Origin of the sequence: Musicola paradisiaca NCPPB 2511 (assembly GCF_000400505.1) — a bacterium.
In the GTDB taxonomy this organism is placed as follows: domain Bacteria; phylum Pseudomonadota; class Gammaproteobacteria; order Enterobacterales; family Enterobacteriaceae; genus Musicola; species Musicola paradisiaca.
Window position 1 is genome coordinate 532,007 of record NZ_CM001857.1, and the last position, 12,264, is coordinate 544,270.

Below are 12,264 nucleotides of genomic sequence, written 5' to 3' on the forward strand. Positions count from 1 at the left end.
TTAGGAACACCGTGAACATGGCTTTTGAAAACGGCGCAGCGTGCGGGTTTTGTTAAGCGTTAATCGTCATAGCCAAGGGGGGCACGTCGCTGTCGTGGTGTTCACGTTGCTGTAGTGAAAGGCCGAGGGCGAGAAAGCGTGACGGGGCACAGCTTGGCGTTGCATCAGGGCGTGACGCCCCGGCGTTGAATGCAATGGCCCTTGCGGGCCGGTATTGATAAGCGAGTGGATTGCGGGTGCGCCGGTTGGTGGCGCACCAAGCGAGGGGATCAGGAGATGAATTTGACGCCCTGTTTCAGCACCAGATCACAGGCTTTGGTTTTGACTTTCTCCGCCAGCGGCGTGCTGCCGATATTGTTCAGATTCAACTGTTTGCCGTCGCCGGTATTCAGCATCCCCGATAGCCCTTGCAAATAATCGGTCTGTTTTTGCTGCTCCTGCTGTGTGGACAAGCCAAGCTTATTCAACAGCTGGTTTTTGATATTGTCGGTATTGGTGGCGGCAATCAGTTTCTGTTTGATGCAGAACTGCAAGATACCCGCCGCATTGTTCATGGTGCCGGCGCTCAGTGATTGCGTGCCGCCGTTCAGCAGGCTGACCAGGTTGCCCTGACTGGGTGATGCGGCGTTGTTCTGGTTCAACTGACTGGCGGCGCTGGACAAGGTGTCTTGCCAACCGGCCGCCTGAACACTGCCTGCGGCCAGCAGGAGGGTTAACCCAACGGTGTTCATGGCGTGTTTGATGGATTTCATAACGGATTCACTCTTTTTTGTGGCCTGACAGGCAGGCAAGAAAGCGGCGGTGAGTTTACCGCCGTGGTCGTTGGATACTATCCGATAAAACCGAAATCGCCGATAAAACCGAAATCGCCCCGATAAAACCGACATCGCCGACAAAACCGACATCGCCGATAAAACCGAAATCACCGCTAACACTGAAAAATCGCGAGAGAGGGTACGTCATTGCCGGGGGGATGAAGCAATCATTTCATGTGCAGTCGACGGCGTTCAGGCCGACCAGGCCCAACGATGGCGCGAAAAAAGGCGGCGGCGGGCAGTCGTCATCCGCACCGGCTCCGGCGGTGACATGATGCCGCCAGGCCGGGCACGACGGCGCCTGGTTGCGGTATCAGGCGCCGCCGGGTGTGACAGGGCGAATGCCAGAACCTTAAAGGATAGGCGCCGGGCGGCATCCCGCAGGGTTACGCGATGCCAGCCAGGTTTGTCGACTGCCCGCCAGCCTGACCCAACGGCGGGTCTATACCAACATGACATCCTTGTCTGGACGGTATCCTGACGGATGGGGGGATACCGTCACTGTTCCCAGACACAACAGCAACATGGGGGCGCCGGCGGCGATCAGCCGTCCGCCAGGCGTTGGTAACGTTCAAAGCGCGCTTTGGCATCCTGTTCGGTTTGCGCGAACAGTTCTGTCGCGATATCCGGACGCTGACGTTTGAGCGAGGCGTAACGCACCTCTCCCATCAGGAACGCCTGAAAATCCTCTTCCGGCTCCTCCGAGTCGAGGATGAACGGGTTTTTGCCCTGCGTCTGCCGGTTCGGATCGAAGCGGTACAGGTGCCAGTAACCGGCGTCCACCGCCTTTTTGGCTTCCCGCTGGCTGCACCCCATACCGGCTTTCAACCCGTGGTTGATGCAAGCGGCGTAGGCGATGATCAACGACGGGCCCGGCCAGGCCTCCGCTTCGGCAATCGCTTTCAGCGTCTGCGCCTTATCGGCGCCCATCGCTATCTGCGCCACGTAAACGTGGCCGTAGCTCATTGCCATCATGCCGAGATCCTTCTTGCGGGTGCGTTTACCTTCGGCGGCGAATTTCGCGATCGCCGCCACCGGCGTCGATTTGGACGACTGCCCGCCGGTGTTGGAGTACACCTCGGTATCGAACACCAGTACGTTGATGTCTTCGCCGGAGGCCAGCACATGATCCAACCCGCCGTAGCCGATGTCGTAAGCCCAGCCGTCGCCGCCGAAGATCCACTGCGACGGTTTGGCGAAGTAGTCGCGGTTCTGATAGATCCGGTTGAGCTGCGGATCCTCGCCTTTTTCACGCTCAAGCAACGCCGTCAGCCGATCCGCCCGCTCACGGGTGTTTTCCCCGCGATCTTTCAGTTCCAGCCACAGGCTGAATGCCTCGCTGAGCGCCGGGCTAAGCGGCTGGGCTAACGCGGCGGCCACATCGCCTGCCAGTTGTTCGCGGACGGCGCGGCTGCCCAGCAACATCCCCAGCCCGAACTCGGCGTTGTCTTCAAACAGCGAGTTAGCCCAGGCCGGGCCTTGCCCTTTGTGGTTGGTGGTATAGGGGATCGACGGCGCGCTGGCGCCCCAGATGGAGGAGCAGCCGGTGGCGTTGGCAATCAGCATCCGGTCGCCGAACAGTTGGGTCAGCAAGCGGGCGTAGGGGGTTTCGCCACAGCCGGCGCAGGCGCCGGAGAATTCCAGCAGCGGCGTTTCGAACTGGCTACCCTTGACGGTGGTTTTGCTAAACGGGTTGGCCTTGGGGGCGAGCGCCAGCGCATGTTCCCACAGCGGAATTTGCGCTTGCTGGCTTTCCAGCGGCTGCATGGTGAGTGACTTGCCGCGCGACGGGCAGATATCCACGCAGTTGCCGCAGCCGGAGCAGTCCAGCGGCGAGACCGCCAGATGATAGTGGTAGCCTTTGGCGCCGTTGGCCGCCTTGCTTTGCAGCGCCACTGGCGCCTGCTGTCGTTCGTCCTCGCTCAGCAACGCCGGGCGGATGGCGGCGTGCGGGCAGATGAACGCACACTGGTTGCATTGGGTGCAACCTTCCGGTTGCCAGGCCGGCACCTGAATGGCGATGCCGCGTTTTTCAAACGCAGCGGTGCCGGGTGGAAAGGTGCCGTCTTCCATGCCGGCAAAGGCGCTGACCGGCAGCAGATCGCCTTCCTGACGGTTCATCGGTTCCAAAATCTGGCGGATAAAGGCCGGCACCGGACGGGCGGCGTCGGCGGTGTCATCCGGCAGCGTCGCCCAGTGCGCCGGAATGGCGACGTTAACCAGCGCCTGCATCCCCTGGTCGATGGCGGCGCAGTTCATGTCCACCACGTTTTGCCCTTTGCTGCCGTAAGATTTGACCACCGCGCTTTTTAAGTAGTCGGCGGCGGTGGCCTCGGCAATGATGCCGGTCAGTTTGAAGAACGCCGCCTGCATGATCATGTTGAAACGCCCGCCCAGCCCAAGCTGCTGTGCGATCTGCACCGCGTTGAGGGTGAAAAAGCGGATCTGCTGGCGCGCCAGATAGCGTTTCATGGCGACGGGCAGTTTCGCTTCCAGCTCTGCGGCACTCCAGGTGCAGTTCAGCAGGAAGGTGCCGCCGGTTTTCAGCCCGGCCAGCAGGTCGTATTTATCGACATAGGACTGCTGGGAGCAGGAGATGAAATCAGCGCTGTGGATCAGGTAAGGCGAGGTGATGGGGCGCTGGCCGAAACGCAGGTGCGAGACGGTGATGCCGCCGGACTTTTTCGAGTCATAGGAGAAGTAGGCTTGCGCGTACATCGGGGTTTGGTCGCCGATGATCTTGACGGCGCTTTTGTTGGCGCCGACGGTGCCGTCCGAACCCAGCCCCCAGAACTTGCAGGCGGTGGTGCCCGCGGGCGCGGTGTCGATATGGACGCTCGGCTGCGGTAACGAGGTATGGGTGACGTCATCGACGATCCCTACCGTGAAACCGTCCTTCGGTACCGGTTGCAACAGGTTGTCGAACACCGACGCCACATGCGCCGGCAGGATGTCCTTGCCGCCCAGCGCATAGCGCCCGCCGACGATCAACGGCCGGGTATCGTGGTTGTAGTAGGCGGTTTTGACGTCCTGGTACAACGGTTCGGCTTGCGCGCCCGGTTCTTTGGTGCGATCCAGCACCGCGATACGCTGGACGGAGTCGGGAATGGCGGAGAAGAAGTGCGCCAGCGAGAACGGACGATAGAGATGTACCGTCAGCAGCCCGACTTTTTCGCCGTGTTGGTTGAGGTAATCGACGGTTTCCGTGATGGTCTCACAGACTGAACCCATTGCGACGATCATCCGGTCGGCATCCGGCGCGCCGTGGTAGTTGAACAGATGGTACTCGCGGCCGGTCAACTGGCTGATGCGCGCCATATAGTCTTCCACGATATGCGGCAACGCATCGTAGAACGGGTTGACGGATTCCCGCTCCTGAAAGTAGATATCCGGGTTCTGGGCAGTGCCGCGGATCACCGGGTGATCCGGGTTCAGGGCGTTGCGCCGAAAGCGATCCAGCGCGTGTCTGTCCAGCAACGGTTCCAGCTCATCATATTCCAGCAGCTCGATCTTCTGGATCTCATGGGAAGTACGGAAGCCGTCGAAGAAGTTGATGAACGGCACCCGGCTTTTTATGGCGGCCAGATGCGCCACCGCCGCCAGATCCATCACCTGTTGTACGCTGCTTTCCGCCAGCATGGCGCAGCCGGCTTGCCGTACCGCCATCACGTCCTGATGGTCGCCGAAAATATTCAGCGAGTTGGTGGCCAGCGCGCGGGCGCTAACGTGAAACACGCCCGGCAGCAGTTCGCCCGCAATCTTGTACAGATTGGGGATCATCAGCAACAGCCCCTGCGATGCGGTGTAGGTGGTGGTCAACGCCCCGGCCTGCAAAGAGCCGTGCACCGCACCGGCGGCGCCCGCTTCGGACTGCATCTCGATAAGCCTGACCGGCTGGCCGAACAGGTTCTTTTTCCCCTGGGCTGCCCACTCATCGACGTTTTCTGCCATGGGCGTGGAGGGGGTGATGGGATAGATAGCCGCAACATCGGTAAATGCGTAGGAGATATACGCTGCGGCGGCATTCCCATCCATCGTCTTCATCTTTCTTGCCATGTACGGTTCCTCTTGGTGGGGCGGATGTTATTGCCGGTGAGTCAGAACGGATCTCACCGCGTACTCGCCGTTTAACCAAGCCAGTAGCACAGCCTGTGCCACTTCAGGATAGGGGTGAGAAAGTGTTTTTTATTGAATGAGTTATTACTGATGACACCGCAGACGCTTGCCAACGGCGGCGCTGGAATTGCGCGGAATAAGACACGGACTGCGACATCCTGTCGGCCTGCCAACAAAGTGTGGGGTCGCGGTGGCTGTCCGCCGTCTGAACGCACAGGCGTTGTTGCGTGTGAAGGGGCCGACGCCACAGATTGAGCTGGACGGTATGGCGGGCCGGAACCGGCAACACGGCATCGGCGGCGTTGCCGTTCGTGTATCCTTTGTCCCGTTTACAACAATTGGTCTGCCGATTGTCTTGCCTTTGTTCCTCCCGTGGCCGCGTTTTTTTATCAAATATCTTTAAATCAAACAGTTAGGTTATGTGGCACGGCTGGTATGTTCCCTGCACTTCTTCTGTCGTATGCAACAGGCATTCAATCTGAACAGGAGATACCACCATGGCTATGCGTCAATGCGCCATTTATGGCAAAGGGGGGATTGGCAAATCCACCACTACTCAGAATCTGGTCGCCGCGCTGGCGGAGATGGGCAAGAAGGTGATGATCGTCGGCTGTGACCCGAAAGCGGACTCCACCCGTCTGATCCTGCACGCCAAAGCCCAGAACACCATTATGGAAATGGCGGCGGAAGTCGGTTCCGTTGAAGACCTGGAACTGGAAGACGTGCTGCAAATTGGGTACGGCAACGTGCGTTGCGCGGAATCCGGCGGCCCGGAGCCGGGCGTCGGTTGTGCCGGCCGCGGCGTGATCACCGCCATCAACTTCCTGGAAGAAGAGGGCGCCTATGAAGAAGACCTCGACTTCGTGTTCTACGACGTACTGGGCGACGTGGTGTGCGGCGGCTTCGCTATGCCGATCCGCGAAAACAAGGCGCAGGAAATCTACATCGTCTGCTCCGGCGAAATGATGGCGATGTACGCCGCCAACAACATTTCCAAAGGCATCGTGAAGTACGCCAAGTCCGGCAAGGTGCGCCTGGGCGGGTTGATTTGCAACTCCCGTCAGACCGATCGGGAAGATGAGTTGATCATCGCGCTGGCGGAAAAACTCGGTACCCAGATGATCCACTTCGTGCCGCGCGACAACATCGTGCAGCGTGCCGAAATTCGCCGCATGACGGTGATCGAATACGACCCTAAATGCAAACAGGCCAATGAGTACCGCACGCTGGCGGGCAAGATCGTCAACAACACCAAAATGGTGGTGCCCACGCCGGTGACGATGGACGAACTGGAAGCGCTGCTGATGGAGTTCGGCATCATGGAGGAGGAAGACACCAGCATCATCGGCAAAACCGCCGCCGAAGAGAATGCCGCCTGACGGCCCACCCCGCGCCAGTCGCCGCCGCGCGCGGACGTCTGGCGAAGCATGAAGGACAGCAGGAATGACAAACGCAACTCGTGAACGCAATCAGGCGCTTATCCAGGAAGTGCTGGAAGTCTTCCCCGAGAAGACGCGCAAAGAGCGCAAAAAACATGTGATGGTGACAGAAGAGTCGATGGAGAGCGTGGGGAAATGCATCGTTTCCAACCGCAAATCCCAGCCGGGGGTGATGACCGTGCGCGGCTGTGCCTACGCCGGTTCCAAAGGCGTGGTGTTCGGCCCGATCAAGGATATGGCGCACATCTCCCACGGGCCGATCGGCTGCGGGCAGTATTCCCGTGCCGGACGACGCAACTACTACACCGGCCTGAGCGGTATCAACAGCTTCGGCACCCTGAACTTCACCTCGGATTTCCAGGAGAAGGACATTGTGTTCGGCGGCGACAAAAAGCTCACTAAGTTGATTGAGGAACTGGAGCAGCTGTTTCCGCTCACCAAAGGTATCTCGATCCAGTCGGAGTGTCCGGTGGGGTTGATCGGCGACGACATCGAAGCGGTGGCCAATAGTAGCCGTAAAGCTATCGGCAAACCGGTGGTGCCGGTGCGCTGCGAAGGGTTTCGCGGCGTGTCCCAATCGCTGGGGCACCACATCGCCAACGACGTGATCCGTGACTGGGTGCTGGATAACCGCGACGGTAAACCGTTCGAATCCACCCCTTATGACGTGGCGATCATCGGCGACTACAACATCGGCGGCGACGCCTGGGCTTCACGCATCCTGCTCGAAGAGATGGGGCTGCGGGTGGTGGCGCAGTGGTCCGGCGACGGCACGCTGGTGGAGATGGAAAACACCCCAAATGTGAAGCTGAATCTGGTGCACTGCTACCGTTCGATGAACTACATCTCGCGCCATATGGAGGAAAAGCACGGCATTCCCTGGATGGAGTACAACTTCTTCGGCCCGACCAAAATTGCCGAGTCGCTGCGCAAAATCGCCGCGCAATTCGATGAAACCATCCAGAAAAACGCCGAGGCGGTGATCGCCCGCTATCAGGCGCAAACCGATGCGGTGATCGCCAAATACCGCCCCCGACTGGAAGGTCGCAAGGTACTGCTGTACCTCGGCGGGCTGCGGCCGCGCCATATCATCGGCGCGTATGAGGATCTCGGCATGGAGATCATCGGTACCGGTTATGAATTCGGCCACAACGACGATTACGACCGCACGCTGCCGGAGCTGAAGGACGGCACGCTGCTGTTCGACGACGTCAGCAGTTATGAACTGGAAGCGTTCGTTAAGGCGCTGAAACCGGATCTGATCGGTTCCGGCATCAAGGAAAAGTACATCTTCCAGAAAATGGGGGTGCCGTTTCGCCAGATGCACTCCTGGGATTACTCCGGCCCGTATCACGGCTATGACGGCTTTGCCATTTTCGCCCGCGATATGGATATGACGCTTAACAATCCCAGTTGGAGCGAATTAACCGCCCCGTGGCTGAAGTCCGCCTGATGATGATTGTTAATAACACCCGCCTGATATCCCGTTAGTTCACCGATTAGTGGCGCGGGAGGAGAACACCATGAGTCAAACCGCTGAGAAAACCGAACCCTGCTTCCCCTTGTTCGAGCAGGATGAATACCAGACGCTGTTTCGCAACAAACGCGGAATGGAAGAAGCCCACGACGAGCAGCGCGTGCGCGAGGTCTTCGAGTGGACCACCACCGAAGAGTACAAAGAACTGAATTTCAAGCGCGAAGCGCTGACCATTGACCCGGCCAAAGCCTGTCAGCCGTTGGGCGCGGTGCTTTGCGCGCTCGGGTTTGCCAATACCTTGCCGTATGTGCACGGCTCGCAAGGGTGCGTGGCGTATTTCCGTACCTATTTCAACCGTCACTTTAAGGAGCCGGTCGCCTGCGTATCGGATTCCATGACGGAAGACGCCGCGGTATTCGGTGGTAATAACAATATGAACAGCGGGTTACAGAACGCCAGCGCGCTGTATAAGCCCGAGGTGATCGCCGTTTCCACCACCTGTATGGCGGAAGTGATCGGCGACGACTTGCAGGCATTTATCGCCAACGCCAAGAAAGACGGTTTTGTGGATGCAGAGATGCCGATCCCTTATGCCCACACGCCCAGTTTTATCGGCAGCCACACCACCGGCTGGGACAACATGTTCGAAGGCTTCGCCCGCACCTTCACTGGCGGCGGGGACAACCATTACCAGCCCGGCAGCCTGCAACGGCTGAATCTGGTTACAGGGTTTGAAACCTATCTCGGTAACTATCGGGTGATTAAACGGATGATGGCGCAGATGGAGGTGCCGGTCAGTCTGTTGTCCGATCCGTCCGAGGTGCTGGATACCCCGGCCGACGGCCACTACCGCATGTACGCCGGCGGCACGTCTCAGCAGGCGATGCGCGAGGCGCCGAACGCCATCGACACGTTGCTGTTGCAGCCGTGGCACCTGATCAAAACCAAAAAAGTGGTGCAGGATGCGTGGCAACAGCCCGCGACCGACGTGCCGGTGCCGATGGGGCTGGCGGCTACCGACCAACTGCTGATGACCGTCAGCGAGCTGACCGGCAAACCGATCCCGGATGTCTTGACGCTGGAGCGCGGCCGGCTGGTGGACATGATGCTCGACTCCCACACCTGGCTGCACGGCAAGCGTTTTGGTTTGTACGGCGATCCGGATTTCGTCATGGGGTTGACCCAATTCCTGCTGGAACTGGGCTGCGAACCTACGGTGATCCTGTGCCACAACGGCAACAAGCGCTGGCAGAAGGCGATGAAGAAAATGCTCGATGCCTCGCCTTACGGGCAGGACAGCGAGGTGTATATCAACTGCGATCTGTGGCACTTCCGTTCGCTGATGTTCACCAACAAACCGGATTTCATGATCGGCAACTCCTACGGCAAGTTCATCCAGCGCGATACGCTGGCGAAGGGCGAGCAGTTTGAAGTGCCGCTGATCCGGCTCGGGTTCCCGTTGTTTGACCGTCACCATCTGCATCGCCAGACCACCTGGGGCTATGAAGGCGCGATGGCGATCCTCACCACGTTGGTGAATGCGGTACTGGAAAAACTGGATCACGACACCATGAAGTTGGGCAAGACCGATTACAACTTCGATCTGATTCGTTAATGCCGAAGGCCCCGGCCTGCGCCATCTATGCCGATGGCCTGCCGACGTGCGCAGGGGAGCGTTTCTCTCCCTGCGTATTGTTGCTGCGACGGGCGGACACGACGCCAGCCGGGGGAAACGAAGACATTTTCAGGCCGGGATCCGGCGCCGTCGGTCATGGCGTCGCAAGTGCGATGACCTGCGGGTACGGGCCGTCCTGGCCGCTAAGGAGAAAACGATGCCGGTGGTGATTTTTCGTGAGCGCAATGCGCAACTGTACTGCTATATCGCCAAGCTGGATCTGGAAGCGAAAGTAACCGATGTGGAGTTCGACCAGCCGGAGCGCTGGGGCGGCCGGGTCGCGCTGGAAGGGGGGAAGTGTTACTACATCAATCCCCAGGAGGCGAAGCCCGTGTTCCCGGTCAGCCTGCGGGCGACGCGCTCTGAGCTCGGATAAAGGAGAAATGAACATGTCTGACGATGATGTCCTGTTCTGGCGACTGTTCGCGTTGATTCAATGTTTGCCGGAATTGTCGCCGCCGCAACTGCTGAACTGGCTGAGCCAGGATAACGGCGAAACACTGGATCTGGCGCGGCTGGCGTCGTTTACACAACCGGTGTTGGCGGCGCGTTTCCCGGTCGCGCCGGAGAATATGACCCGCAGCCGCTGGCAGCAGGTGCTGGCGTATCTGCGCGGCAACCTGCCGGAACACCTGACGGTGGCGACGCCGCCGGGTCGGCAGCCGCAATTGCTGGCGGCATTCTCATCGCAGGACGGCATCACCATCAATGGCCACTTCGGCCAGTGCCGCCTGTTTTTTATTTATGGGTTTGACGAGGTGGGTTCCTGGCTGTGCGATTTGCGTCGTTATCCGGCCGAGCCCGGCGATCAGGAGGGCAATGAGGTGCGGGCGGCGCTGTTGAACGGCTGCCATCTGCTGTTTTGCGAAGCGATCGGCGGGCCGGCGGCGGCGCGTATCATCCGCCACAATATCCATCCGATGAAAGTGGCGCCGGGCACCACCATCCAGTCGCAGCGCGACGCCCTGCAGGCGATGCTGGCGGATCGCCTGCCGCCGTGGCTGGCGAAACGGCTGGAAAAAGGCAATCCGCTGGAAGACCGGGTGTTTTAAGGGGGTTATCATCCCGCCGGTCGGCGGGATGACCGTGATCAACGCGGCGCGGCGATAGCCAGCGAGTTATTGTCGTTGAGGTTGAAGAACGTCATGGTGTCGTCCAGATTTTTCGCCTGCTCGTGCAACGAAGCGCTGGCCGATGCGGATTCTTCCACCAACGCGGCGTTTTGTTGAGAGGCTTGTTCCAGCAGGGTGATGGCGGTATGCACCTGCTCGATCCCTTTGGCTTGTTCGCTGGTGGCCATCGAGATATCCACCATGAATTCATTCACTTTTTTGATTTGATCCGTCAATTGCGCCATGTCCTGAATCGACAGGCTGGCGACTTTCTCTCCCTGTGCGATCTCCGACGCGGTTTTTTCAATCAATTCCTTGATTTCACGGGCAGACCCCGCGCTGCGCTGCGCCAGGTTACGCACTTCGGACGCCACCACGGCGAAACCTTTGCCCGCCTCGCCGGCGCGGGCGGCTTCCACCGCCGCGTTCAGCGCCAGAATATTGGTCTGGAAGGCGATGCTGTCCATGATACTGATGATGTCGTTGATCTTGTTGGAACTGTCGGCGATGTGGCGAATACGGTCGGTCAACTGGCCGAAGTTGCTGGCATTCTTTTCTGCCAACTCCGCCACCGAGGCCGTCAGCGTCATGGCCCGGCCGGTATTGGCGGTGTTTTCCTGTACCGAAACGGTGATCTGCTCCATGCTGGCGGCGGTTTGTTCTACCGATGCCGCCTGTGCTTCGGTGCGGGCGGCGAAATCCTTGTTGGCGGCGGAAATCTGTTCAGCGCCGGCCGCCACCGAGCTGGAGGAATCCCTGACATTCAGCACGATGTTGCGAAACGCCTGCTGCATGTCTTTCAGCGACGCCATCAGCCTGCCCATCTCGGTATTGTGCTGCGGCGGAATATCCAGCGTCAGCACGCCGTGTTCCATCATGCCGAAATAGGTTCTGACCTGCTGCATTGGGCTTATCACCACGGTGCGGATGAATTTCAGCGTGAACAGGCTTAACAGCACGACGATCATCAGTGCGGTGATGAGGATCTTCACCGTGTAACGGTAGAAAGCCTCGGCATGGTTGATCTCTTCACTGCCGACATTTTTGGCGACGTTCACGAACTGGTTGAGCTTCAGGCGGAAGGTCGCCCCTTTTTCCAGTGCGTCCGGCACCAGCCGGTTGTAAAACTGATCGACGTTGCGTTCGCGCAGCGTGGCCTGCATCGGCGCGACGGCGTTGTTCATATAGTCATTGAACGTGGCGTCAATCTCGTCACGGAGCGCCTGACCTTCGGGGGTGACTGCTTTGATGTGGCGCAGTTCGGCCATAGTGGCGTTGGCGGACGCGATGTAACCGTTCAGCCGTTCCAGGCCCGCCTGAACCGTGGCGTTGTCTTTTTTCTCGGTGATCGCCAGCGCCACATTGATACCCGCCAGCCGGGCGTTCAACATTTCCGAATAGGCTGAATACAACGGAATGACTTGCCGGCCTTCGATGTCATTCACTTTGATGATGGAAATATTGCTTTGCGCAGATGAATACAGGCTAAAGGCGCAAATAGACAGTAATAGCACTACGAATACGCTAATGACGCTATAAAGCCCGTTTTTTATTTTAATTTTCTCTAACATCCTTATTCTCCTTTGGATGGTTGCATTGTCCCTGCCTGCCGTTATGGTTCCTTCCATCC

Annotated in this window: 9 protein-coding genes; 6 read left to right on the top strand and 3 right to left on the bottom strand. The window is 59.0% G+C overall.

The window, feature by feature from the left end:
* Window positions 1-269: 269 nt before the first annotated feature.
* Together DPA2511_RS02520 and nifJ are read right to left on the bottom strand one after the other, a co-directional pair.
* On the bottom strand, window positions 270-752 hold the full coding sequence (locus tag DPA2511_RS02520) for a DUF2501 domain-containing protein (RefSeq protein ID WP_012764119.1): 483 nt from the start codon (window positions 750-752) through the stop codon (window positions 270-272).
* A 606-nt stretch (window positions 753-1,358) separates the two neighbouring features.
* Window positions 1,359-4,871 (bottom strand): pyruvate:ferredoxin (flavodoxin) oxidoreductase, encoded by a 3,513-nt coding sequence (nifJ, locus tag DPA2511_RS02530; RefSeq protein WP_012764120.1) that lies wholly within the window; start codon window positions 4,869-4,871, stop codon window positions 1,359-1,361.
* A 250-nt stretch (window positions 4,872-5,121) separates the two neighbouring features.
* Here nifJ and DPA2511_RS02535 point away from each other — a divergent pair, with 250 nt between their 5' ends.
* The 6 genes from DPA2511_RS02535 (at window position 5,122) to DPA2511_RS02560 (ending at window position 10,574) form a co-directional block, all read left to right on the top strand.
* Entirely contained in the window at window positions 5,122-5,334 is a 213-nt protein-coding gene (locus DPA2511_RS02535; protein WP_023638120.1) for a hypothetical protein, read from the top strand.
* 94 nt (window positions 5,335-5,428) lie between these two features.
* Window positions 5,429-6,310 (top strand): nitrogenase iron protein, encoded by an 882-nt coding sequence (nifH, locus tag DPA2511_RS02540; protein WP_012764121.1) that lies wholly within the window; start codon window positions 5,429-5,431, stop codon window positions 6,308-6,310.
* A gap of 64 nt (window positions 6,311-6,374) precedes the next feature.
* Window positions 6,375-7,823 (top strand): nitrogenase molybdenum-iron protein alpha chain, encoded by a 1,449-nt coding sequence (gene nifD, locus DPA2511_RS02545; RefSeq protein WP_012764122.1) that lies wholly within the window; start codon window positions 6,375-6,377, stop codon window positions 7,821-7,823.
* A gap of 70 nt (window positions 7,824-7,893) precedes the next feature.
* A complete protein-coding gene (gene nifK, locus DPA2511_RS02550) occupies window positions 7,894-9,462 on the top strand; it encodes a nitrogenase molybdenum-iron protein subunit beta (RefSeq protein WP_012764123.1) in 1,569 nt (522 codons plus the stop codon).
* Window positions 9,463-9,679: 217 nt separating this feature from the next.
* Complete coding sequence (gene nifT, locus DPA2511_RS02555) at window positions 9,680-9,898, top strand: putative nitrogen fixation protein NifT (protein ID WP_012764124.1); 219 nt, start codon at window positions 9,680-9,682, stop codon at window positions 9,896-9,898.
* A 13-nt stretch (window positions 9,899-9,911) separates the two neighbouring features.
* Complete coding sequence (locus DPA2511_RS02560; protein WP_012764125.1) at window positions 9,912-10,574, top strand: NifB/NifX family molybdenum-iron cluster-binding protein; 663 nt, start codon at window positions 9,912-9,914, stop codon at window positions 10,572-10,574.
* 38 nt (window positions 10,575-10,612) lie between these two features.
* On the opposite strand, the gene DPA2511_RS02565 is transcribed toward DPA2511_RS02560, so the two are convergent.
* Complete coding sequence (locus tag DPA2511_RS02565; protein ID WP_012764126.1) at window positions 10,613-12,205, bottom strand: methyl-accepting chemotaxis protein; 1,593 nt, start codon at window positions 12,203-12,205, stop codon at window positions 10,613-10,615.
* Between the last annotated feature and the right edge of the window lie 59 nt (window positions 12,206-12,264).